The organism is Streptomyces sp. NPDC028289, assembly GCF_055565975.1.
In genome coordinates, this window is record NZ_JBVHTI010000006.1 from 591,335 (window position 1) to 613,869 (window position 22,535).

A 22,535-nucleotide genomic window follows, 5' to 3' on the forward strand; every position below is an offset into this window, starting at 1 on the left:
CACGGAGACCAACGGGCCGACGGACGACATCGGACCGCATGGCCCGCGACCGGTTCATTCCCACAACACGTTACGCCGAACGGGTGCCGACAGCACCCGGGCGGAGCCGTTGCCGCGGGCCACGGGGACGGCCTGCGACAACGGCTCCGCGAATCCTGTCGGGGACAGGGGCAGGCGAGGCTCAGGGGATGAGCCGCCACTGCTCGATGTAGCCGACGTCGATCGCGGCGTGGTCCTGGACCCGGAGCTTCCAGGTGCCGCTCAGGGGCTGTGCGGAGGCGTCGACGGTGAACGTCTGGTCGACGTTGTCGGCGGAGCCGCCGCTGCGGTTCAGCAGCGAGTAGACCGTTCCGTTCGGGCCGACCAGGTCGACCGTCAGGTCACCCCGGTAGGTGTGGATGATCTTCACGTAGACCTGGGTGGTCGCCGAGGCGTTCCCGGTGCGGTCGGTTACGGTGACCGGGGACTCGACCGCCGTGCTGTTGTCGGGGATGTCGACGCGGGTGGCGTTGGCGTAGACGTAGGCCACCTCCCAGGAGAAGCTCACCGTGCTGCTCGCCCCGGTGGCGTCGGTGACCGTGATGGTGACGTCGCTGGTGCCGAGGGTGGTCGGGGTGCCTGAGATCAGGCCCGTGTCACTCATCGTCAGGCCGTCCGGCAGGCCGGTCGCCGTGTACGTCAGGGCCGCACCGGAGTTGGTGGTGTACGCGTCCGTCTGGAGGGACACGGCCTGCCCGATGCCGCTGATCTGGTCGGCGACCGGCGCCACGTTGACGCCCAGCGCGACGCGATGGCCCACGTTGATCGCCGCCCACGCGTCGGCCACGGCGAGGTAGGAGGGGCTGTAGGCGCCGAACAGGTCGGCCGCGGCCTGGAGGGTGGCGGTACGGGCGCCCGCGTAGTCCGTGCTGGACGTCATGTAGGTGGTGAGCGCCCGGTACCAGACGCGTTGGGCGTTGTCGATGCCGATGCCCGTCACCGGTTGGCCGTCGTAGGTGGGGCTGTCGTAGGAGACCCCGTTCACGGTCTTCGCTCCGCTGCCCTCGGAGAGCAGGTAGAAGAAGTGGTTGGCCGGCCCCGAGGAGTAGTGGACGTCGAGGCCGCCCAGTGAGGAGCTCCAGTAGTCGCTGGACGCACCGTCCTTGGAGGGCTTGTCCATGTAACGCAGGGGGGTGCCGTCGCCGTTGATGTCGATCTTCTCGCCGACCAGGTAGTCCGGGACGTCGGCCGGCAGGTTCTCGTAGAACTCGACGGCGGCGGCGAAGATGTCGGAGGTCGCCTCGTTGAGACCGCCCGACTCGCCGGAGTAGGTGAGGCCCGCGGTGGCCGCGGTGACGCCGTGGCTCATCTCGTGGGCGGCCACGTCGAGCGCGGTGAGCGGGTGGGTGTTGCCCGAACCGTCGCCGTACGTCATGCAGAAGCAGCTGTCCTGCCAGAAGGCGTTGACGTAGTTGTTGCCGTAGTGGGCGCGGCTGTAGGCGGCGACGCCGTCGTTGCGTATGCCGTTGCGGCCGAAGACGTTCTTGTAGTAGTCCCAGGTGGCCGCCGCGCCGAAGGCGACGTCCACGCCCGCGGTCTGACGGTTGGCCGGGGTGCCGTCCCCCCAGACATCGTTGTCGTCGGTGAAGAGCGTGCCTGTGCCGGAGGTGCCCTGGTTCAGGTCGTAGGTGCGGTGTCCGGCGCGGTCGCCGTCGACGAGCTGGTACGTCGTACCGGAGAGCGTGGTGCTGAGGGGCACGGTCCCGTTGAACTGGCCGGTGCCGGTGCCGGTTTCGACGCCCTGGTACCGGAAGAGCTGCTTTCCGGTGTCCGCGTCGGTGATCACGTGGAGTTCGTTGGGGGTGCCGTCGTCCTGGAAGCCGCCGACCACGGACTCCCAGGCCAGGGCGGGTTTGCCCGAGGCGGCCCAGACGACCCGACGCGGGTTGCCGTCCAGCGCGGGACGTTCGGCGCCGGCCTTCGCCGCCGTGGTGAGTGCCTGGGCCTTCGCGGTGGCCGAGGAGACCTTCGCCTGGGTGGAGGGCAGCGCGAGGGCCGCCTTCGTGGCGCGCGACACCGTGAGGCGGCCGCCGCTGTCGTGCACGATCAGGTCGCCGCCGAGGACGGGCAGGCCCGCGTACGTGCGCTCGTAACGGGTGTGCGTCGTGCCGTCGGCGTCCTGGGTCACGTCCTTGACGAGCAGTTTCTCGCGGGCGCCGAGGCCGAGGGTCCTCGCGGTGCCCGGGGCGTCGGTGGCGGCGGCCTTGAGCAGCGCCCTGTGCCTGGCCGGCGAGAGCGGGGCGGGGGCCGCGCCGGCGTCGGGGGTGGCCAGGATCCTGGCGGGGACGTGGCCGCCGGACGCGGCCACGGCGGTGCCGTGCTGGATCCCGGCCACGAGCATGGCGCTCGCGGCTGTCAGCGCCAGGGCCACGCTGTGTCTGGTGCGACGGTGATGACGGTCCTGCCGGAGCATGCGTTCTCCTTCTGTGGGGTGATCGGGCCCTGGTGGGGCCCGGGAGAGCGGGTCGGCCTGGTGAGGCCGTCCGGCGGCGCGGGTGGGTGGCACGGCTCGAAGCGGGTCAGGTCCTCGCGGCCGTGCGGGGTGAAGTCAGGGAATGGACAACGGAGTTGCGTGAGACACCTGTGAGCAGGCGGTGAACTTTCGCAGAGCAGATTGACATCCGGGAGTCGCGAATGTCATGACCGCATCAGAACAACGGCTTGAACTGGCGGTTGCGAGCGGTGGGTTCGAACGCCTGAACACCGCTTTTCGGCCGCCGGGCCGACGCGGATCCCGGAGCGCGACGGCGCGCGAGAACGGGTCGCGCAACGAGCCATCGCACACGGCGGCTTGGGAGCGGGTCTTGGCGTTCAGGGGGATCGGAGAGCCGGGCAGTGATCAACAACCGGGCATCAGCCTGGAGTCGGAGATGCGCCGCGCAAGACGCAATCTGCGCGTCGGCACGTTCAGCTACGGCATCACCTATGTCGTGACCCGCTTCACCCTGATCGTCACGTCGGCGATCGTCGCAGCGGACCAGAACCTCGGCGGTGGTGCCGTGAGCCGGCTCGTCGACCGGGTTCCGGCCCTGCCGCTCCTGGTCGCGATCGGGACGGCGTTCGACACCTGGTACAAGCCTCAGCAGAAGTGGAAGGGGTTCATGGAGTCACGTGATGCCCTCGCGGACCTGCTGATCCAGGTCAACCAGGGACTCCCGGAGGAAGAGGTCCGCACCAGGTTCGCCGAGCTGCGCAGACAGCACCGCCGGAACAACGTCTTCTGAGCAGTGCCGGGAGGCGCCTAGCCCTCGGCCTCCGCGTCATAGTGCTCGCGCGCCTCGTGGACCTCTTCGATGTGGGTCTCCGCCCACTCCTTCACGCCCGCCAGCAGCAGGGAGAGACTGAGGCCGAGCGGGGTGAGTTCGTAGTCCACGCGGACGGGGACGGACGGGGTCACCGTGCGGGCGAGGATTCCGTCGCGTTCCAGGGAGCGCAGGGTCTGGGTCAGCATCTTGGGGCTGACGCCCGCGATCTTGCGGCCGAGTTCGCTGTAGCGCATGGGGCCGGGGGCCAGTGCGCAGACGACCAGGCTGACCCACTTGTCGCTGATCCGGTCGAGCAACTGGTTGGTGGGGCAGGCCCGGATGAACGCGTCGTACTCCACGCGCGCCTGCTCGCGTCGCTGGGCCGCCGTCGTCGTCGGCATCGCTCACCTCTGGGAGACCTAGGCACCTTCAGGTAACTACTTACCAATCGATAGTAGCTCTTCCTAGGGTTGCGGACAGCTGAGGAGAGACCGAAGCAGGAAAGTCGTAGAGGGAGCAACGCGTCATGCGCGCAGCAGTGGTGAACACGTTCGGCGGACCCGAGGCCGTGGAGGTCGTGGAGACGGAGCGGCCTGAGCCGAGCCCGACCCAGGTGCGGATCAAGGTCGCGGCGGCCGCGCTGAACCCCGTGGACGCAGGAGTGCGGGCCGGTTTCTTCGGCGGTGCGGGCAAGCGGATCGGGCTCGGCTGGGACGTCGCCGGAACCGTGGACGCGGCCGGCGTCGCGACCGCCTGGAGCGTCGGCGACCAGGTGGTGGCGCTGGCCCCCGGCATCGTGCGGCCCCTCGGCTCGCACGCCGAGTACGTCGTGGTCGAGGCGGACGCGGCGGCCACGGCACCGGCCACGGTGGACGCCGTGCACGCGGCGACGCTGCCGCTGAACGGGCTGACCGCCGTACAGGCCCTGGACCTGCTGGAGCTGACCGAGGGGCAGTCCCTCCTGGTGACCGGTGCGGCGGGCGCGGTCGGCGGTTTCGCCGTCCAACTCGCCGCACACCGGGGGATGTCGGTGACCGCGCTGGCCCGCGAGGCCGACGAGGAGCTCGTACGGTCCCTGGGCGCCGCGCACTTCGCGGCGGGCGCCGCCGAGGCCGGCGGCTTCGACGCCGTGCTGGACGCGGCGGTGCTCGGTGAGCCGGCCCTGGAGTGGGTGCGTGACGGGGGAGGCTACGTCGGTGTCCGGCCCGGCGGCGAGCCGGCGCCGGTACGCGGGGTGCGGACGACCGCCGTCGCCGTGACCTCGGACGGGACACGCCTGGCGGAGCTGGCGCGGCTCGTGGACGAGGGCGTGCTGACGCTCCGGGTGGCCGAGACGTTCGCCCTGGACGATGCAGCCAAGGCCCACGCCCGCCTCGCGGCGGGCGGGGTGCGCGGACGGCTGGTGCTGGTTCCCTGAGGGGGGTGCCGGGGAACCGGCGCCCCAAAGGGGCGCGGGGAACTGCTCGACTGGCCGCGACGGCGCAGCAGCCGGCTGACGGCACAGCGCGGCACTTCGAGCGCGAGCGCTTGTCCGGTCCGGGAAGGCCGGTCAGTCCGGACGCGGGCCGAACAGCCCCTCCACGATGTCGTGGAGGGGGCCCAGGAGGTCCTCGGGCGTCGCGTCGGCCAGGGGGCGCAGGCCCACGGCGGAGCGTACGACGGCGACCCCGACGCCGAGGGCGACCAGGAGCTCCGCCCGCAGCTGGGTGTCGGGTGCCGACGGGGCACCCGACGCTTCGAGCACCTGCCGGCCGAACTCCGCCAGGGCCCGCCGGCGCAGCACCGCCACCTGCTCGTCCCCGGAGTCCCGCAGCAGCATCAGCACCGGGTGCTCGCCGAACTCCGCCCACGCCCCGGCCGCCAGCTGCCGGCTCAGCGCCTCGGCCAGCGCGGCCCGGTCGCGCGGGAACTCCCCCTCCCCGCCCAGGAACCGGGGCGTCGACGCCAGCGCCGCCTTGAACAGGCCCTCCTTGGAGCCGAAGTACCGCTTGATGAGCGCCAGGTTGACCCCGGCGTCCGCGGCGACGTCCCGCAGCGTCGTGCGGTCGTAGCCCAGCTGCGTGAACCGGGCACGGGCGGCCAGCAGCAGGGCTTGCCGGGTCGCCGCGGCGTCCCGGCGACGGGTCCCGTCGGCGACCTGATCGGTCACGTCGTCCGAAGACACAGCGGCTCCTCTCCTCAACGCCACCCCAGACCCTGCGGCGGACCGGGGCTCCGCGAATCCGCCACGAGGTAATCATGCGTTGACATGGTCCCGCAGCGGGGTCTACGTTGCCAAGTAATCGCTTGATGACTAACGGGGCCGCGTGGAAGGAACAGAGACGGTGCCTCAGCAAGCCCTCCTCGTCATGGATGTCCAGCAGGTCGTCGCCGACCGCTTTCCCGCCCCCGGTTACCTCCCACGACTCAGCAAGGCGGTCGACGCAGCCCGCGCGGGCGGCGTCCCGGTGATCTACGTGGTCGTCGGTTTCCGTCCGGGATACCCGGAGGTCAGCTCCCGCAACAAGATGTTCCGTGGCCTCGTGGGCGCCGCCACCAGGCCGTCCGCAGACGACCGGGCCACGCAGGTCCATCCGGAGGTGGCGCCCGCGCCCGGCGAGACCGTCGTCACCAAGCGCCGCGTCAGCGCCTTCGCCGGCAGCGACCTCGACATGGTGCTGAGGGCGGGCGGGATCGACCACCTCGTCCTCACCGGCATCGCCACCAGCGGCGTCGTGCTGTCCACCCTGCGTCAGGCCGCCGACCTCGACTTCGAGCTCACCGTCCTGTCCGACGGCTGCCTCGACTCCGACCCGGAGGTGCACCGGGTGCTCACGGAGAAGGTGTTCCCGATGCAGGCGGAGGTCACGACCGTCGACGAGTGGGTGGCAGCACTCTGACGCCCGCCGTCAGGCGAGGGTGACCTCGACCGGCAGCTTCTTGATCCCGTTGACGAAGTTGGAGCGCACCCGCGGCACCTCGCCGACCAGGCGGATGCCGGCCAGACGGGGGATCAGCTCCTCGAACATGATCCGGATCTCGGTGCGCGCGAGCAGGTTCCCCAGGCACAGGTGCGGGCTGCCCTTGCCGAAGGTGACATGGTCGTTGTCGGTGCGGGTGACGTCGAAGTCGTACGGGTTCCCGAAGACCTCCTCGTCCCGGTTGCCCGAGGCGTACCACATGACGACCTTGTCGCCCTCCTTGATGTTCTTGCCGCCGAGCTCGACGTCGCGGGTCGCCGTGCGCCGGAAGTGGTAGACCGGGGACGCCCAGCGCAGGAACTCCTCCACCGCCGTCGGGATCAGCGACGGGTCGTCCCTGAGCCGGGCCAGCTGCTCGGGGTGCTGGAGGAGGGCCAGCATCGAGTGGGTGATGGTGTGCCGGGTGGTCTCGTTGCCGGCCACCACCAGGAGCAGGAAGTAGTTGTCGAAGTCCTGCGCGGAGAGCGGGACTCCGTCGCGCGGGGTGGTGTTGACCAGCCTGGAGACCAGGTCCGTCCCCGCGCCGCCGCGTCGCTGCCGGGCCAGCTCCCGTCCGTACTCGAAGACTTCCAGCGAGGCGGGGGAGCGGAACGGCAGGTCGCGGTACTTCTCGCTCTCCGCGCTGTGCAGCAGCACGTCCGCGTAGTCGGGGTCGGTGTTGCCGATGATGCGGTTGCCCCAGTCGATGAGCTGCTGGTTGTCCTCCGGCGGCACGTCGAGGAGCCGGGCCAGGACGTTGATGGGGAAGTCCGCGGAGACCTCCTGCACGAAGTCGAAGCTCCCCTTGGCGAGCGCCGCGTCCAGCGTCTTCGCCGTCAGCCCGCGCAGGAAGTCGGTGTAGCTGTTGATGACCCCGGCCCCGAACTGCCGCTGGATGACACTGCGCAGGGCGCGGTGGCGCACCCCGTCCAGCTCCAGGATCGAGGCGCGTTTGCGGATCTGGTCCTCGTCGAGCTCCTCCAGGTTCACGAACCGCGTGGAGGTGAACGTCTCGGCGTCCCGGTCCACCCGCGCGATGTCGGCGTGCCGGGTGACCGCCCAGAAACCGGAGTTGGGCGCCTCCTCCGGCTGCCAGTGCACCGGGTCCTCGTGCCGCAGGGCGTGGAACATCCGCCAGGGCGTGACCCCGTCGGTGAAGTTGTCGAGGTTCGCGAGGTCGACGTCGGCGAGGCGCATCGCCTCGACGCCGGTGGTCGTGGTCATCGGTGATCCTTCACAGGTGGTAGGCGTACTCGGTGAACTCCCAGTCGGTGACATGCCGTTGGAAACGTTCCACCTCGTTGCGCTTGTAGGAGAGGTACGACGTGGTGAAGTCCTTGCCGAGCAGCTCGGCCAGGGCGGTGTCCGCCTCCAGCGCGTCCAGGGCGGCGGACAGGTCCATCGGGAGCACGGCCGCCTTCGTGGTGTCGTACCCGTAGCCCTCCAGCGGGGCGGGCGGCTCCTCGCCGGCCAGGACGCCGAGCAGTGCGGCGGCCGTGGTCGCGGCGATCGCCAGGTACGGGTTGGCGCTCGCGTCGCCGAGGCGCAGTTCGAGCCGGGCGCCGGTGCCCCGCTCGGGCGGTACCCGGACCATCGCGCTGCGGTTGTCCAGGCCCCAGTCGATCAGCCAGGGGGCGAGGGTGTCCGGCCCGAAGCGCTTGTACGAGTTGACGGTCGGGTTGAGCAGCGCGGCCAGGGCGGGCGCGTGGGCGAGGAGGCCGGCGATCGCGTGCCGGGCGGGGGCGGACAGGCCGTACGCGCCGGACGGGTCGTCGAAGGCGTTGCGGCCCTCGGCGTCGGCACCGTCGGTGCAGGAGAGGTGCATGTGGAAGCCGGAGCCGCCCGCGTCGTTGAAGGGCTTCGCCATGAAGGTGGCGAGCCGCCCCTCGCGCCGGGCCAGTTCCTTCACGGCGGCCTTGAAGCGGAACGCCCGGTCGGCGGCGGACAGGGCCGGTGAGTGCAGCAGGTTGATCTCGAACTGCCCGCCGTCGAACTCGTGGTTCCCGCTCAGCACCCCGATGCGCAGGTCGCGCACCTGCCGCAGGGTGCGCAGGAGATGGTTGCCGGGGTCGGCGCGCAGTCCGGCCGTGTAGACGACGCCGGGGGTGCTGCCGTAGCGCCGCCAGCCGCCGCCCGGGTCCGGCTCGCACAGGAAGTACTCCAGCTCGGGACCGACGACCGGGCTCAGTCCGTGTTCCCCGCACCGCTCCAGGACCGACCGCAACAGGTCGCGCGGTGACTCGGGGGCGGGCGCTCCGGTGGCCGGATCGGTGACATCGGCGAGGCAGGCCGCCACGCCCGGCTCCCAGGGCAGTGCGACCAGGGTGCTGAGGTCCGGTCGTACGCAGACGTCCGGCAGCCCGGCGTCCAGACCGCCGCTGACCGGGACCACGTCCCCTTGCGGACTGGTGTGGTACACCGCCCGGCAGAAGGCCAGCCCGTGCTCCAGGACCCGGGGCAGCTCCTCCACGAGCACGTCACGCGCCCGGTCCGTGCCGATGAGGTCGGGATAGGTCACCCGGACCACATCGATGCCGTCGGCGGCGAGCCGGTCCAGGTGCCGGCGGACTTCTTCATGGTCGTGATCGCTCACCGTTGTCTCCTTGGGCGGACGGACGTCGGGACAGCACCTGCGGGACCGGTACCGGGTGGCAGGTGATGCGGGAGGTGAGGGGTGTGGCCGGGGTGCGATGCCGTCGGCGGCCCTCCCGGCCTGCTGTTTGAAGCCAAACGGTAGGCAGGGGTGCACCTTGCCGCAAGAGGTCGGCCCGAAGAATTTATCCATGCGGATAGGTATTGACCAGGGGGTGACGACTGCCTACCTTGTTTGAAGCCAAACGAGTCCGGACCGCGGTCCGCCGCAGTCCGTTGGCGGGGCCCGGTCGGCAGGACCGGCCGGGCCCACTTCTGCTCCCACTCCCTCTCCCTTCGCTTCCGCTCCCTCAGGAGGACCGGCCATGAAGGTCGTCGTCGACATGAACAAGTGCCAGGACCACGGCCAGTGCGTCTTCGCGGCTCCCGACGTCTTCTCCCTGGACGACGCCGGCCACCTCGCCTACGTCTCCGGCCCGGACGACGCCCTGCGCGACGACGTCGAGGAAGCGGCCGACGTCTGCCCGCTCCAGGCCATCCGGATCGAGGCCTGACCGTGAGCGCGCGCATCGTGGTGGCCGGCGCCTCCATGGCCGGCCTGCGCGCCGCCGAGCAGCTGCGCGCGGCGGGCTGGAGCGGCGCGATCACCCTCGTCGGCGACGAACCGCACATGCCCTACAACCGGCCGCCCCTGTCCAAGGAGGTCCTGGCCGGCAAGGCGTCCTTCGAGTCCCTCGCCTTCCGGCCGCGTGCCGGCGTGGCCGACGTCGAGTGGCGGCTGGGGAGCACGGTGGTCGCCGCGGAACTGGACGAGCGGACCGTGGGGCTCGACGACGGCACCGAGCTGGCGTACGACGGACTGGTCATCGCCACCGGGATGCGGCCCCGGCGCCTGAACTGCCCGGGACCGCGGGCCGGACGCCACACGGTCCGCACGCTGGACGACGCCAGGGGGCTGCGCGCGGCGCTGACCCGGCCCGGTGCCCGGGTGGTCGTGGTGGGGGCCGGGTTCATCGGCTGCGAGGTCGCCGCGACCGCGGTCGGGCTCGGCGTCGCCGAGGTGACGGTCGTCGATCCGCTGCCGCTGCCGATGGCCGGGCCGCTCGGAGAGCTGCTGGGTCGGGCGCTGCTGAAGCGGCACGAGAAACGCGGGGTGCGCTTCGCGCTGGGGACCGGAGTGGCCGGGTTCGTGGGTGACGAGCGGGTGACCGGCGTGGAGTTGAGCGACGGTTCCGTGCTGCCCGCCGACGTGGTGGTCGAGTCGGTCGGTTCGGTCGCCAACACCGAGTGGCTCGACGGCAACGGGCTCGACCTGACCGACGGAGTTCTCACCGACGCCCGCCTGCGGGCCGGCGGCCGGCCCGACGTGGTCGCGGTCGGAGACGTGGCCCGGTTCCCCAACGCCCGCTACGACGGCGTACCGCGCCGGGTCGAGCACTGGTCCATCCCGACCGACACCGCCAAGCACGCGGCGAAGACGCTGGTCGCCGACGTCGCGCCGGCGCCCTTCGCGCCGCTGCCCACGTTCTGGAGCGACCAGCACGACTTCCGGCTCCAGTCCTTCGGGGCGCCGGTGCTCGGCAAGGAGGACGTCCGCGTCCTCGACGGCGACCCGGAGGGGGACGTGCTCGTCGGCTACCACCACGACGGCCGGCTCGTCGGCGTCGTCGCGCTCGGCGGCCAGGCCGTGGCCGCGTCCGCCGCCCGTTACCGCGCCGAGCTGCTGAAGCAGCCCACCCTCACTGTTTAAGGAGCCCCGAGTGGCCAGTCTCCGTGGTTACTTCCATCCGAAGACGGCGAGCGGTGCCTCGTCGCTGATTCCCTCGCCGCCGTGGCGGTACTCCGGTGATCTGCTGACCGTCGAGTACCGGACGGATCCCGCGCGGGTGCGTGAACTGCTGCCCGAGCCGCTGGAGTTGGCCGACGAGGATCCGGGCGCGGTCGCCCTGATCTGGGCCGACTGGCAGTCCTGCTCGGCGTCGGGGGAGGAACTGCTGGATCCGGTGCTCGCCCAGTACAAGGAGGCCTTCGCGGTCGTGCGCTGCACGTACCGCGGGCAGACGTACTCGCGGTGCGTCCACATCTGGGTCGACAAGGACTTCGCGATCGCCCGCGGGCTGCACCAGGGGTATCCGAAGAAGCTCGGGTCGATTCACCAGACGCGGCCGCACCCCTACGGGCCGGCTCCCCGGATCGAGGCCGGGGCGCGGTTCGGGGCGACGCTGGCCGCGGCCGACCGGCGGCTGGCGCAGGCGGTGGTGACGCTGCGGGAGCCGTCCGGGACGAACGGGTTCGTCAACGGGCATCCGATGGCTCATCACCGGTGGCTGCCGTCGATCGAGAAGGGGAAGGGGCTGGCCCTGGACGAGCTGATCGAGTCGGGGGCGGCGGAGTTCGAGGGGGGACAGCCGTGGGTGGGCGATGCGGAGTTGGAACTGTTCGAGGCGCCTACGGAGGAGCTGGCCCGGCTGGAGGTGCGTGAGCCGATCGCCGCGTATTTCCGGCAGGTCGGGGTGGTCTGGGACGGGGGGCGGCTTCTTGAGTCCGGAACGTCGGGAGCCACCGTCGGGTGAGGCCGGTGGGTCGCTGTGGGTGCGTTGTGGCTGGTCGCGCAGTTCCTCCCCCCAGCCTTCGGCCGGGGGCGCCCCCAGCGCCCCTGGGTGGGGGCAGTTCCCCTCTTTCGAAAAGGAGCCCATGTCATGATCGACAAAATCGTCGTCGCCGGTGTTTCCGTCGACACCCGGCACTGGATCGGCGGTCAACGCGTCGCCTCCGCTGGGACGTTCACCGACAGCTCGCCCATCGACGGGCAGCCGATCGGTGAGATCGCTCGCGGCGGTCCCGCCGAGGCGGAGGCCGCCGTCGCCGCCGCCCGCGAGGCCTTTCCCTCCTGGGCGGCCACCACCCGTGCCGAGCGCGCCCGTGTCCTCCACGCCATCGCTGACGGGGTCGAGAAGCGGATCGAAGAGCTTGCGATCGTCGAGACCACGGACAACGGCGCGCTCCTGCGCTCGCACCGCCGTGGCGTCATGCCCCGCGTCGCCCACAACTTCCGGTTCTTCGCGGACTGGCTGCTGACGCTGGAGCACGACGACTTCGAGACCCGCGGGCACACCAACCACGTCAGCTGGGACCCCGCCGGGCCCTGCGTGCTGATCACCCCGTGGAACGCCCCGCTCATGCTGGCCACCTGGAAGGTCGCCCCGGCCCTCGCCGCCGGGAACACCGTCGTCCTCAAGCCGGCCGAGTGGTCCCCGCTCACCGCCTCCCTTCTCGCCGACATCGCGGCCGAGGCCGGGCTGCCGGCCGGTGTGCTCAACGTCGTGCAGGGGTACGGCGCCGAGATCGGCGATGCGCTCACGTCCCATCCGGACGTGCGCCGGATCAGCTTCACCGGATCCGTGCCGACAGCCAGGCGCATCGCCGCCTCCGCCGCCGCCAACCTGACCCCACTGAGCCTCGAACTCGGTGGAAAATCACCCCTGTTGGTCTTCGCAGACGCCGATCTCGACCTGGCGGTCGACCTTGCGTTGGAGCAGTACGACAACGCCGGGCAGGTCTGCCTGGCGGGTACTCGGCTGCTGGTGGAGGAGCCGGTCGTCGAGGAGTTCACCCGGCGGTTCGTGGCGAAGGCCACCGCGCTGCGGCAGGGCGATCCGCGCGACGAGGCCACCGGCATCGGGCCCAACATCCATCCCCGCCAGCTGGAGAAGATCGACGGGTTCGTGCGGCGGGCGATCGGCGCAGGGGCGCGTGCGGTGATCGGCGGGCACCGCCAGGACGGGCAGTTCTATGCGCCGACGCTCCTCACCGATGTCGCACAGGACAGCGAGGTCGTACAGGAGGAGGTCTTCGGGCCGGTCCTGACCCTGCAGACCTTCGCCGACGAGGAGGAGGCCGTCCGGCTGGCCAACGACACCCGGTTCGGGCTGGCCGCCACCCTCGCCACCGGCGACCCCGAGTGTGCCGAGAGGGTCACCGCACAGCTCGTCGCGGGCACGGTCTGGGTCAACTGCTTCTTCGTCCGCGACCTCCAGGCACCCTTCGGCGGCTCCCGGCTCTCCGGGGTCGGGCGCGAGGGCGGCACCTGGAGCTTCGACTTCTACTGCGACCTGAAGAACACCGTCACCGCACCGAAGGGCTGGAAGGACCATGGGTGAGATCGTCGGGGCGGGGCTCCTCGCCCACGTCCCCACCATCGTGCTGCCGGAGGCCGACCGGCTGGAGCTGAACGAGGGCAAGGAGATCACCCTTGTCACCGGTCTGCGCGAGCTGCGCCGGGAGGTCTTCGAGCGGGACGACTACGACACCGTCGTCGTACTCGATTCACACTGGGCGACCACCGTCGAGTTCGTGGTCACGGCCCAGCAGCGCAGGGCGGGACTGTTCACCTCCGAGGAACTGCCGCGCGGGATGTGCCGGATGCCGTACGACTTCCCCGGTGATCCCGAACTCGCCCGCAACCTGGAGAAGTTCGCGGACAAGCACGGCACCTGGATCACCGCGATCGAGGACGAGTACCTGCCGATCTACTACGCCACCATCAACCTCTGGAAGTACCTGGGCGAGGGCCTGCCCGACAAACGGTGGGTGACCATCGGGGTGTGCCAGACCGGGGACATGGAGGACCATCTGCGGCTCGGGCGGGCGCTCGCCGACGGGATCGCCGCCACGCCGGGGCGGCGGGTGCTGCTCATCGCCTCCGGCGCCCTCTCGCACACCTTCTGGCCGCTGCGTGAACTGCGTGACCACGAGGCCAGTGACCCGGTGCACATCCGTACGCCCGAGGCTCGCGAGGCGGACCACGAACGCATCGCGTGGTTCAAGGAGGGCCGGCACGACAAGGTCCTCGACACCATGGACGCGTTCTGGAAGTTCAGGCCCGAGGCGAAGTTCTTCCACTACCTGATGATGGCCGGCGCCCTCGGCGAACAGGCCTGTGTGGCCAAGGCCCGGCAGTACGGCGAGTACGAGAACTCCGTCGGCACCGGACAGGTCCACCTCTGGTTCGACCGGCCCGCCGACGGCTGGACCGGCACGGGTGAGCCCATGACGGCCACCGCACCCCACCACCCGCACCGCCGAGCCCAGGAGGCCCGCCCATGCCCGAATACCGCCGCATCCTCCTCGACGGTGCCGCCGTCCAGGTCACCGTCGACGGGGACGAACTCGTCGCCGGGGACGGGCGTCGAGTGAAGACCGAGGACGCCCGGCACCTGCCGCCGGTCGTGCCGTCCAAGGTGATCGCCGTTCATCTCAACCACCGCAGCCGCGTCGACGAGTTCCGGATCGAACTGCCCGACACGCCGACCTACTTCCACAAGCCGACCTCCGCCCTCAACTCCCACAAGGGCGCGATCGTCCGGCCCGAGGGCTGCAAGTGGCTCAACTACGAGGGCGAGGTCGCCATCGTGATCGGGAAGACCGCGCGGAACGTCTCGCCGGCCGAGGCAGGCGAGTACATCGCCGGGTACACCATCGCCAACGACTACGGGCTGCACGACTTCCGGGACACCGACGCCGGGTCCATGCTGCGGGTGAAGGGGGCGGACACGCTCTGCCCGTTGGGTCCAGGCCTGGTCACCGACTGGGACTTCCACGGCAAACGGCTGCGCACGTACGTCAACGGCGAGGTCGTCCAGGACGGGTCCACCGACGAGATGAAGTGGGACATGCACTATCTCGTCGCCGACATCGCCCGCACGATCACCCTGTACCCGGGCGACGTGCTGCTCTCCGGCACCCCGGCCAACTCGCGGCCCGTGCAGCCCGGCGATGTCGTCGAGGTCGAGGTGGAGGGGCTCGGGCGGCTCACCAACCACGTCGTCACCGGCCCCACCCCCATCCGCACCGACGTCGGCGCGCAGCCCACCGAGTCCGAGGAAGTGCTGTCCACCGCGCTCGGCGGGGACTGGGAGTTCCGTGGCATCCGCGCGCCCCGCAGGTAGACGCCATGGGGGTCGCCGGGGACCGGCGGGTAGGGTCGCGACCATGACCGGATCCGCCGACACCCCGCACCAGCCCGACGACCGGCCGGAGGACCGGTCGCGCAGGCGGCTCGGCTACGGCGAGGGGCGCGAGGCGCTGCTCAAGGCCGCCGTCCGGGTCGTCGGCGCGCGGGGGCTGCGGCACCTCACCTACCGTGCCGTGGCGGAGGAGGCCGGGGTCACCCACGGCCTGGTCGTCCACCACTTCGGCTCCCGGGACGCGCTGATCGAGGAGTCCCTCGCCTACGCCGTGCGCCTCAGCCTCAGCAGCAGCCTGCTGGAGCCCGGCACCGGGAAGCCCGAGGACTTCGTGGCCGGTCTGACGGACATGGTCGAGGACGACGCGGACGGCCAGGCGTACCAGTACGAGCTGCTCCTGGAGGCCCGCCGTCGGCCCGAGCTGCTCCCGCAGGTCCGCGCCCTGTACGACGAGTACTTCGGCGCTTCCCAGCGTGAACTGGCCCGCATCCTGCCCGGTGACGCGAGCCCCGCCTTCAACCGGCTGGTCTTCGCCGCGCTGGACGGCCTGGTGCTGCACCAGCTCACCGGCATCGGCGACCGTGCGGACACCGAGGCGGCCCTGGCCGAGCTGCGTTCCCTCCTGCGCACGCTGGGTGAGCGGCCGCCCGAGAAGCGCGACTGAGCGTACCCGGCCCGGAACCCCCCGTCGCGGTCGCGCCGGGGGGTTCGCCATGCCCTGGGCACGGTGGTTTCCCTGGCGTAAATTCCCCTTCCGACCCCCTTGTCAGATGGATAGTTCCGGCCCACCATGAGGCAACTCGTTTGGCTCAAAACGAAAACTCTCCCTTCCCCTCAGCAGGTGATCCGAGTGGACAGTCAGACGGTCGACGCCTCTCCACAGTCCGGAGCGGGCGACCAGCCCGCGGCCGCCCTCAAACGAAACGCCCTGGGTGTCCTGGGCATCCTCTTCTTCGTCCTGTCCGCCCAGGCGCCGCTCACCGGCATCGCGGGCGCCGTACCGATCGCGGTCGCGGTCGGCAACGGAGCCGGCGCCCCGGCCGCCTACGCCGTCTCCGGAGCGGTGATCCTGCTGTTCTCGGTGGGCTTCGTGGCCATGGGCCGGCACGTCGTCAACGCCGGCGCCTTCTACACGTACATCGGCAAGGGGCTGGGCCGGACGACCGGCAGCGGCAGCGCCGCCGTGGCGCTGTTCGCCTACTGCACGGTCCAGGCCGCGATGTACGGCCTGTACGGGGCCACCGTCAGCGGGCTCGTCGAGCACTACTCCGGCGCGCACATCGCCTGGTGGGTCTGGGCCCTGGTGACCATGGCCGTGGTCCAGGTGCTGGGCGCCGCCGGGATCGAGCTGGGCGCCAAGGTCCTCGCCGTGTTCGTGCTGGCCGAGTTCAGCATCCTGCTCGCCTTCGCCCTGGTGACCTTCTTCACGGGCGGCGGACCCGAAGGGCTCGACTTCGGCGGTACGTTCTCGCCGCACGCGGTGCTCCAGGGCGCTCCGGGCGTGGCCCTGATGTTCGCCGTCGCCTCGATGTTCGGCTTCGAGGCCACCGCCATCTACGGCGAGGAGGCCCGCGAACCCCGCAGGACCGTCCCCCGGGCCACCTACCTCTCGGTCGCCGTGGTCACCGGCTTCTTCGCCTTCGTGTCGTGGATGCTGGTCTCCTCGTACGGCCCCTCGAAGGTCACCGCGGCCGCGGGCAAGGCGCTGGCGGGCGGCGACTCCACCGTCTTCGTCTTCGCGCCGATCGCCGACCGGTTCGGCGGCTGGGTCGGCGACGTGCTGCCGATCCTGCTGGCCACCTCCCTCTTCGCCGGCATCCTCGCCTTCCACAACGCCGCCAACCGATACCTGTTCTCCCTCAGCCGCGAGGGCCTGCTGCCGGGTCGCCTGCGCACCCTCAACCACCGGCACTCGCCGTGGGCCGCGGGCCTGGTGCAGACGGCGATCGCGGTGCTCCTGGTGATGCCCTTCGCCCTCGCCGGCAAGGACCCGGTGCTCACCCTCTTCTCCTGGTTCAGCGGGGTCGGGGTCCTGGCCTGCATGCTGCTGTACTTCCTGACCTCGGTCTCGGTGATCGTCTTCTTCCGCCGCGAGCGCCTCGACACCCGGCCCTGGAACACGCGGATCGCGCCGGCGCTCGGCGCCCTCGGCATCGCCGCCATGATCTGGGTGATCCTGGCCAACTTCACGACCCTCATCGGCGGCGCCACCACCACGGCCGTCTGGCTCGTCCTGGCCGTCCCCGCCGTCCTGCTCCTCGGGGCGGGCACCGCACGCCTCGTCCACGGCCGCTGACGCACCCCGCCGGGCCCGGCCCCGCACGGCCGGGCCCCCACCCCCCCCCGATTGGGAACACCATGCTGGACCTCACCCCCGACGAACTGCTCGACCGGGCCAAGGCCCTCGACCTGCCCGCACACCACCACATCGACGGCACCGACGAGCCCGGGGGAGGAGCGGCCTTCGCCGTCGTCTCGCCCCGGGACGGACAGCTCCTCACCCGGGTCGCCGACGCCGGCCAGGCCGAGGTCGACCACGCCGTGGCCGCCGCCCGCCGCGCCTTCGACTCCGGGCCCTGGCCCCGGATGGCGCCCGCCGAGCGCGGCCGGATCCTGCTGCGGCTGGCCGAACTCCTCGAAGAGCGGCGCCAGGAGCTCGCCCTCACCATCACCCTGGAGATGGGCAAGCCGATCACCGAGGCGTACGCCATCGAACTGCGCGCCGCGATCACCACCTTCCGCTGGTACGGGCAGCTGGCCGACAAGCTGACCGACGAGTCCCCGCGCACCGCCTCGGACGCCCTCGCCCTGGTCACCCGCGAGCCGACCGGGGTCGTCGGCGCCGTGGTCCCCTGGAACTTCCCTCTCACCCTGGCGAGTTGGAAGGTGGCCCCGGCGCTCGCGGCCGGCTGCACGGTCGTCCTGAAGCCGTCCGAATCCTCCCCGCTCTCCGCCCTCCTCCTCGGCCGCATCGGCACCGAGGCCGGACTCCCGCCGGGCGTCCTCAACGTCGTCACCGGCGACGGCCCGACCACCGGGCGGGCCATCGGTCTCCACCCAGGCGTCGACGTCCTGGCCTTCACCGGCTCCACGGCCGTCGGCCGCCACTTCCTGCGCTACTCCGCCGACTCCAACCTCAAGCGGGTCTGGCTGGAGCTGGGCGGCAAGTCGCCCAACATCATCCTCCCGGACGCCCCCGACCTGGACCGGGCCGCCGCCACCGCCGCCTGGGGCATCTTCTTCAACCAGGGCGAGATGTGCACCGCGCCCTCCCGGCTCCTGGTCCACTCCTCGATCGCCGAGCGGGTGACGGACGCCGTCGTACGCCGCGCCGAGGAACTGAGGACGGGCGACCCGCTCGACCCGGCGACCGAGATGGGCGCGCTGGTCGGGGAGGCACATCTGGAGCGCGTGCGGGGGCATGTCGCCACCGGGTGCGAGCAGGGTGCCCGGCTGCGCACCGGCGGCGAACGCACCCTGGTGGAGAGCGGCGGCAGCTACCTGCGGCCCACCGTCTTCGACCGCGTCGACCCCGGGATGCGGCTGGCCCGTGAGGAGATCTTCGGGCCCGTCCTGTCCGTCCTCGCCTTCGACGACCTGGACGAGGCGGTCCGGCTCGCCAACGCCACCGAGTACGGGCTCGCGGCCGGCCTGTGGACCTCCGGCCTCTCCACCGCGCACCGGGTCTCCCGCGCCCTGAAGGCCGGCACGGTCTGGGTGAACTGCTACGAGGAGGGCGACCTGACCGTGCCCTTCGGCGGGATGAAGCAGTCCGGCAACGGGCGGGACAAGTCCGCGCACGCGATCGACAAGTACACCGAACTCAAGACGACCTGGATCCAGCTGTGACCCGCCCGCACCGACAGCTCCGCCCGCTGATCGCCCTACCCGCCCGGTTCTCCGCCACCACCTCGGCCCTGCGCTTCGCCGCCGAGGTCAACGCCCGGGCCCTGATCGAGGCCGTCTGGCGGGCCGGCGGCGAACCCGTGAGCATCCACCCCGCCGACACCGACGTGCCCGGCCGGCTCGCCCGCTTCGACGGCGTGCTGCTTCCCGGCGGCGGCGACCTCGCCCCGAACCGCTACGGGGCGACGCAGACCCACGACACCGTGTACGACGTCGACGACCTCCAGGACGCCTTCGATCTTCAAGTCGCCCGGCACGCGCTGGAGTCGGGCCTGCCGCTGCTGGCGATCTGCCGGGGGCTGCAGGCCGTGAACGTGGCGCTGGGCGGCACGCTGGAGCAGGACATGGGCGGCCCGGACCGCACCCACCGGCACCTGCGCCACCCCGTCACCGTCCGTCCCGGCTCGCGGGTCGAGCAGGCGCTGGGGGAGGAGAAGTCGGACGCCTCCTGCTACCACCACCAGCGCGTGGACCGCCTCGGCACCGGCCTCACCGTCACCGCGACCGCGGTGGACGGCACCGTCGAGGGCCTCGAACTGGCCGATCCCCGGGGCTGGTTCACCGCCGTGCAGTGGCATCCCGAGGACACCGCTCACGAAGACCCCGTCCAGCAGCGCCTGTTCGACGCGTTCGTGCGGGCGACGGCGGAGTGAAGGTGCCTGATCAGGCGCCCTGATCAGGCCTTGGGGCGCCGTCCGCTGCGGCGCGGCGCGGGCTCGGCGCCGCCGAGCAGCTCCCGCCGCCGCTCCTCGCCGTGGTCCTCGACCTGGAGCACGACCCTCCGCAGCAGTTCCGCGAGGGTCCGGCACTCGGCGTCGCTGAGCCCGGAGGTCACGAAGGCCTCCTCCGCGTTGAACTCCGGGAACACCCGCTGCATCAGCTCCTCGCCCTTCTCGGTCAGGCTGAGCAGCACCAGGCGGCCGTCGTCCGGATGCCCGGAACGGCCGAGCAGGCCACGCGACTCCAGGGTGCGGGCCACGCCGGTGAGGGTGCCCTTGGAGATGCCGGCCTCCTCCGCCACGTGCCGGGTCTCCGACTCGCCCCACACCCAGACGACCCACAGCACCACGAACGCGGTCCAGGTGAGGTCCGAGCCGCGCAGCACGGAGTTCTCCAGGTGCTGGCGCACGGCGGAGGCGGCCCGGTGGATGTTCGCCACGGCCGCCATCTGGTCCCGGCGGACCGGGATTCCGCCGAGTTTCGCCGAGGCGAGCTTCTCCGCTTCGGTGATGGACCGGTGACCGGGCACGGGTGACTCCTTCTCGACTTTCGTTCGGCCTCAAATTGTACGGAACGAAGCGTGCCGTCAGTGGGCGGCAGGGTGGGGCAGGTCGTGGGCCTCCAGGCTGATCAGCTGCTCCGCCGTCGGGGCGGTGAGCTCGGCGACGCGCTGGGCCTGGCGTTCGGTCATCTCCTGGAAGATCTGGCGGGCCGAGCGGCCGTTGCCGAACCCCTCGCCCCGGGGCATCGCCTGGAAGAGGGAGAACAGTTCGGTACGGGCCGTGGGAGTCAGCTCGTAGCGGTGCTGCCCCGCCTGGAACTCGACGATCGACACCAGCTCGCCCGGCTCGTAGTCCTCGAAGAGGAGGGTGCGGCCGAAACGGGAGGCCAGACCGGGGTTGGAGCCGATGAAGCGGTGCATGTCGCCGGGGTAGCCGGCGGCGATGACCACCACGTCGTCGCGGTGGTCCTCCATCAGCTTCACCAGGGTCGCGACGGCCTCGGTGCCGAAGTCGTTGCCGGCGAAGGCCGGGGCCAGGGAGTAGGCCTCGTCGATGAAGAGCACACCGCCGAGCGCCCGGTTGAAGGCGGCGGTGGTCTTCGGACCGGTGTGGCCGACGTACTCGCCGACGAGCGCGGTCCGGTCGACCTCGACGAGATGACCCCGGCGGAGCAGGCCGAGGGCTTTGAGGAGGCGGCCGTAGAGGCGGGCGACCGTGGTCTTTCCGGTGCCGGGGTTGCCGGCGAACACCAGGTGGCGGCTGAGCGGCGGGGCCGGCAGCCCGGCCTCCTCGCGGCGGCGGACCGTCCGCATGAGCTTGACCAGGGAGCCGACGTCCTGTTTCACGCGGTCCAGGCCCACCAGCTCGTGGAGTTCGCCGAGCAGGTCCTCCAGGTTCTCCTCCTCCGGCTCCTCGGAGTCGTCGGCGGCTTTGGTGGCGGAAGCGGAGGAGGGGGTGGCACCGGGTCTGCCGTTCGCCGGGGCCGCGGCCGGGGTGCCGAAGGTCAGCGGGGTGCCGTCGGCCGTGCAGTCCTCCAGGACCGGCTCGGCGCCCTCGTCGGTGCCCAGCGCCTCCGCGCAGTCCCGGATCCGGCAGTGCCGGAAGACCGGGTCGGCGCCCTTGGCGACGTGCAGGGCCGGGAAGCCCGCCCGGGTGACGTCGAGCGAGGTGAACGTGCCGCCCGCGCCCTCGGCCAGGAACACCCCGTTCTTGCCCGGCCGGTCGATGTGCAGCCCGGTCACCTCCGGCCTGGCGCCGGTCCACACGACGGCGCCGGAGCCCGCGCAGTCCTCGACCCGGCCGCCCGTCACCGTCGCCTCGGCGCCCTCGTCGACCACCAGACCGGCGGCTCCCGCGCCGCTGATCCGGATCCCGGCGAGGGAGACGGCGGCGCCCTTGGCGACCTGCACGCCGATCTCCTTCGTCCCGGTCACCGTGGTGTCCGCGACCGTGCTGCCGGCGGGGGAGCCGATGCCGATCCCGGCGGCGGACCCGGTGACCCGGCAGCCGGTGAGCGTGGCCACCGCCCGCTCCAGGACGCTGACGCCGGTCATGGCGACGTCGGATATCCCGCAGTCGGTCAGCTCGATCCGGGCCTCGCCCGTGGCGTGCACCCCGTGCTCGGAGCCGCCCCGCACCCGGCAGTCGGCGAGCCGCCCGACGGCCGTGCCGGCCAGGTGGACCGCGCTGAAGGTACTCCGGTCGATCCGGCAGTCGGCCAGCTCCGCCTCGCCCGAACCCGTGACCAGGAGCCCGTTGGCCCCCGCGTCGGCCACGGAACACCCCGAGGCGCTCAGCCGCGCGGTCTCCTGCACGACCAGCCCGCTGGCGGCGGCGCCCCGGATCCGGCAGTCGGTCAGCTCGGCCCGCGCCGAACCGGTCAGATGCACCCCCGCCGCCCCGGGCGTCTCGATCCGCGACTCCCCGGCCGTGGCCTCGGTCGAGTCCTCCAGGAGCAGCCCCGCCCGGCCACTGCCCGCCAGCACCGAGTCGGTCAGCCGCAGCCGGGACCGGCCGCGCAGCCGCACCCCGGACCCGGTGGTGCGTTCGAGCCGCAGCCGTACGGCGTCCAGGCTCGCGGTGCCGGACAGCACCACCCCCGTGCCGTCGACGCCGGTCACCGCGGTGTCCTCCAGGCGGCCCCGGACACCGCCCGCCAGGTGCAGACCGGCCAGCCTGGCCCCCTCCAGACGGCAGCGGCGCAGGACGACGGCCGTCGTACCGCCCTCCTCGTCGTCCGGGCCCTTCACCTGGACCCGGCCGCCTTCCACCGAGCACTCCTCCAGGACCAGCCCGGCGCCCGGCGACACGCTCACGGCGGGCAGGCCCGCGTCCGAACCCCACACCGTGATGTTGTGCAGGGCGCAGTCCGGCCCGTCCACGGTCACCGCGGGCGCCTCACCGGGCGGCGCCGCGATCACCACGCTGCCCCGGCCGTGCTCCGCCGTGAGCACCACCGCGCGGTCCAGGACCAGGTTCTCCGTCCAGGTGCCCGGGGCGATCACCACCAGGTCGCCGGGTGAGGCCGCGCGTATCGCCTCGCCGATGGTCCGGTACGCGCCCCGGCCGCCCTGCCCCTTGGGCGCCACGGTGTGACGGGTGGTCATCTACGTTCCTCAGTCCTCG

The 22,535-nt window shown here is 71.8% G+C and carries 20 protein-coding genes; 13 read left to right on the plus strand and 7 right to left on the minus strand.

The annotated features are described in order from the left end of the window. Window positions 1–181: 181 nt before the first annotated feature. Window positions 182–2,452: a M4 family metallopeptidase gene (locus tag ACZ4UV_RS31925; protein WP_451016212.1), complete on the minus strand. Its 2,271-nt coding sequence runs from the start codon at window positions 2,450–2,452 to the stop codon at window positions 182–184. A gap of 457 nt (window positions 2,453–2,909) precedes the next feature. Between ACZ4UV_RS31925 and ACZ4UV_RS31930 the strand changes: the two genes are divergently transcribed. Beyond that, complete coding sequence (locus tag ACZ4UV_RS31930; protein ID WP_467842532.1) at window positions 2,910–3,263, plus strand: hypothetical protein; 354 nt, start codon at window positions 2,910–2,912, stop codon at window positions 3,261–3,263. 17 nt (window positions 3,264–3,280) lie between these two features. On the opposite strand, the gene ACZ4UV_RS31935 is transcribed toward ACZ4UV_RS31930, so the two are convergent. Then, window positions 3,281–3,685, minus strand: a complete 405-nt coding sequence (locus tag ACZ4UV_RS31935; RefSeq protein WP_451016210.1) for a winged helix-turn-helix transcriptional regulator — start codon at window positions 3,683–3,685, stop codon at window positions 3,281–3,283. A 125-nt stretch (window positions 3,686–3,810) separates the two neighbouring features. Between ACZ4UV_RS31935 and ACZ4UV_RS31940 the strand changes: the two genes are divergently transcribed. After that, window positions 3,811–4,701 (plus strand): NADP-dependent oxidoreductase, encoded by an 891-nt coding sequence (locus tag ACZ4UV_RS31940; protein WP_451016209.1) that lies wholly within the window; start codon window positions 3,811–3,813, stop codon window positions 4,699–4,701. A gap of 132 nt (window positions 4,702–4,833) precedes the next feature. On the opposite strand, the gene ACZ4UV_RS31945 is transcribed toward ACZ4UV_RS31940, so the two are convergent. Next, the gene (locus ACZ4UV_RS31945) at window positions 4,834–5,448 is read right to left on the minus strand and encodes a TetR/AcrR family transcriptional regulator (RefSeq protein ID WP_451016208.1); all 615 of its coding nucleotides are present in this window, start codon (window positions 5,446–5,448) and stop codon (window positions 4,834–4,836) included. A 160-nt stretch (window positions 5,449–5,608) separates the two neighbouring features. Here ACZ4UV_RS31945 and ACZ4UV_RS31950 point away from each other — a divergent pair, with 160 nt between their 5' ends. Continuing rightward, the gene (locus tag ACZ4UV_RS31950; RefSeq protein WP_451016207.1) at window positions 5,609–6,163 is read left to right on the plus strand and encodes a cysteine hydrolase family protein; all 555 of its coding nucleotides are present in this window, start codon (window positions 5,609–5,611) and stop codon (window positions 6,161–6,163) included. Between the two features lie 9 nt (window positions 6,164–6,172). Here ACZ4UV_RS31950 and ACZ4UV_RS31955 read toward each other — a convergent pair whose 3' ends face one another. Beyond that, window positions 6,173–7,447 (minus strand): cytochrome P450, encoded by a 1,275-nt coding sequence (locus ACZ4UV_RS31955; protein ID WP_451016206.1) that lies wholly within the window; start codon window positions 7,445–7,447, stop codon window positions 6,173–6,175. A 10-nt stretch (window positions 7,448–7,457) separates the two neighbouring features. Then, window positions 7,458–8,816 (minus strand): glutamine synthetase family protein, encoded by a 1,359-nt coding sequence (locus tag ACZ4UV_RS31960; protein WP_467842538.1) that lies wholly within the window; start codon window positions 8,814–8,816, stop codon window positions 7,458–7,460. A 364-nt stretch (window positions 8,817–9,180) separates the two neighbouring features. On the opposite strand from ACZ4UV_RS31960, the gene ACZ4UV_RS31965 reads away from it, so the two are divergent. From ACZ4UV_RS31965 to ACZ4UV_RS32010, 10 genes are all read left to right on the plus strand, one after another. Continuing rightward, window positions 9,181–9,369, plus strand: coding sequence for a ferredoxin (locus tag ACZ4UV_RS31965; RefSeq protein ID WP_390035537.1), 189 nt, complete (start codon window positions 9,181–9,183; stop codon window positions 9,367–9,369). Between the two features lie 2 nt (window positions 9,370–9,371). Beyond that, the gene (locus ACZ4UV_RS31970) at window positions 9,372–10,565 is read left to right on the plus strand and encodes an NAD(P)/FAD-dependent oxidoreductase (protein WP_467842542.1); all 1,194 of its coding nucleotides are present in this window, start codon (window positions 9,372–9,374) and stop codon (window positions 10,563–10,565) included. Between the two features lie 10 nt (window positions 10,566–10,575). Further along, window positions 10,576–11,388: an acetoacetate decarboxylase family protein gene (locus ACZ4UV_RS31975; protein ID WP_451016202.1), complete on the plus strand. Its 813-nt coding sequence runs from the start codon at window positions 10,576–10,578 to the stop codon at window positions 11,386–11,388. 126 nt (window positions 11,389–11,514) lie between these two features. Then, window positions 11,515–12,975: an aldehyde dehydrogenase gene (locus tag ACZ4UV_RS31980; RefSeq protein ID WP_467842545.1), complete on the plus strand. Its 1,461-nt coding sequence runs from the start codon at window positions 11,515–11,517 to the stop codon at window positions 12,973–12,975. Next, window positions 12,968–14,011, plus strand: a complete 1,044-nt coding sequence (locus ACZ4UV_RS31985; protein WP_390035529.1) for a 3,4-dihydroxyphenylacetate 2,3-dioxygenase — start codon at window positions 12,968–12,970, stop codon at window positions 14,009–14,011. Before ACZ4UV_RS31980 ends, ACZ4UV_RS31985 begins: the two co-directional genes overlap by 8 nt. Further along, window positions 13,918–14,763, plus strand: a complete 846-nt coding sequence (locus ACZ4UV_RS31990) for a fumarylacetoacetate hydrolase family protein (protein ID WP_467842548.1) — start codon at window positions 13,918–13,920, stop codon at window positions 14,761–14,763. The genes ACZ4UV_RS31985 and ACZ4UV_RS31990 overlap by 94 nt, the downstream gene beginning before the upstream one ends. A 43-nt stretch (window positions 14,764–14,806) precedes the next feature. Further along, window positions 14,807–15,445 carry a TetR/AcrR family transcriptional regulator gene (locus ACZ4UV_RS31995; protein WP_451016199.1) on the plus strand — a complete coding sequence of 213 codons (639 nt, stop codon included), beginning with the start codon at window positions 14,807–14,809 and terminating at the stop codon, window positions 15,443–15,445. A 186-nt stretch (window positions 15,446–15,631) separates the two neighbouring features. Beyond that, window positions 15,632–17,077 carry an APC family permease gene (locus tag ACZ4UV_RS32000; protein ID WP_451016198.1) on the plus strand — a complete coding sequence of 482 codons (1,446 nt, stop codon included), beginning with the start codon at window positions 15,632–15,634 and terminating at the stop codon, window positions 17,075–17,077. A 62-nt stretch (window positions 17,078–17,139) separates the two neighbouring features. Further along, the gene (locus ACZ4UV_RS32005; RefSeq protein WP_451016197.1) at window positions 17,140–18,630 is read left to right on the plus strand and encodes an aldehyde dehydrogenase; all 1,491 of its coding nucleotides are present in this window, start codon (window positions 17,140–17,142) and stop codon (window positions 18,628–18,630) included. Then, complete coding sequence (locus tag ACZ4UV_RS32010) at window positions 18,627–19,340, plus strand: gamma-glutamyl-gamma-aminobutyrate hydrolase family protein (protein WP_467842552.1); 714 nt, start codon at window positions 18,627–18,629, stop codon at window positions 19,338–19,340. Before ACZ4UV_RS32005 ends, ACZ4UV_RS32010 begins: the two co-directional genes overlap by 4 nt. Before the next feature lie 23 nt (window positions 19,341–19,363). Here ACZ4UV_RS32010 and ACZ4UV_RS32015 read toward each other — a convergent pair whose 3' ends face one another. Both ACZ4UV_RS32015 and ACZ4UV_RS32020 read right to left on the minus strand, forming a co-directional pair. Further along, window positions 19,364–19,936 (minus strand): MarR family winged helix-turn-helix transcriptional regulator, encoded by a 573-nt coding sequence (locus tag ACZ4UV_RS32015; RefSeq protein ID WP_451016195.1) that lies wholly within the window; start codon window positions 19,934–19,936, stop codon window positions 19,364–19,366. A gap of 57 nt (window positions 19,937–19,993) precedes the next feature. Continuing rightward, on the minus strand, window positions 19,994–22,516 hold the full coding sequence (locus ACZ4UV_RS32020) for a right-handed parallel beta-helix repeat-containing protein (protein ID WP_451016194.1): 2,523 nt from the start codon (window positions 22,514–22,516) through the stop codon (window positions 19,994–19,996). Between the last annotated feature and the right edge of the window lie 19 nt (window positions 22,517–22,535).

Excerpts from the sequence above, each read along its gene's own strand:
- ACZ4UV_RS32020 (WP_451016194.1), bottom strand. The coding sequence starts at position 22,516 with ATGACCACCCGTCACACCGTGGCGCCCAAGGGGCAGGGCGGCCGGGGC.
- ACZ4UV_RS31930 (WP_467842532.1), top strand. The coding sequence starts at position 2,910 with ATGCGCCGCGCAAGACGCAATCTGCGCGTCGGCACGTTCAGCTACGGC.
- ACZ4UV_RS31935 (WP_451016210.1), bottom strand. The coding sequence starts at position 3,685 with ATGCCGACGACGACGGCGGCCCAGCGACGCGAGCAGGCGCGCGTGGAG.
- ACZ4UV_RS31995 (WP_451016199.1), top strand. The coding sequence starts at position 14,807 with ATGACCGGATCCGCCGACACCCCGCACCAGCCCGACGACCGGCCGGAG.
- ACZ4UV_RS31940 (WP_451016209.1), top strand. The coding sequence starts at position 3,811 with ATGCGCGCAGCAGTGGTGAACACGTTCGGCGGACCCGAGGCCGTGGAG.
- ACZ4UV_RS31985 (WP_390035529.1), top strand. The coding sequence starts at position 12,968 with ATGGGTGAGATCGTCGGGGCGGGGCTCCTCGCCCACGTCCCCACCATC.
- ACZ4UV_RS31990 (WP_467842548.1), top strand. The coding sequence starts at position 13,918 with ATGCCCGAATACCGCCGCATCCTCCTCGACGGTGCCGCCGTCCAGGTC.
- ACZ4UV_RS31965 (WP_390035537.1), top strand. The coding sequence starts at position 9,181 with ATGAAGGTCGTCGTCGACATGAACAAGTGCCAGGACCACGGCCAGTGC.
- ACZ4UV_RS31980 (WP_467842545.1), top strand. The coding sequence starts at position 11,515 with ATGATCGACAAAATCGTCGTCGCCGGTGTTTCCGTCGACACCCGGCAC.
- ACZ4UV_RS31925 (WP_451016212.1), bottom strand. The coding sequence starts at position 2,452 with ATGCTCCGGCAGGACCGTCATCACCGTCGCACCAGACACAGCGTGGCC.
- ACZ4UV_RS32005 (WP_451016197.1), top strand. The coding sequence starts at position 17,140 with ATGCTGGACCTCACCCCCGACGAACTGCTCGACCGGGCCAAGGCCCTC.
- ACZ4UV_RS31955 (WP_451016206.1), bottom strand. The coding sequence starts at position 7,447 with ATGACCACGACCACCGGCGTCGAGGCGATGCGCCTCGCCGACGTCGAC.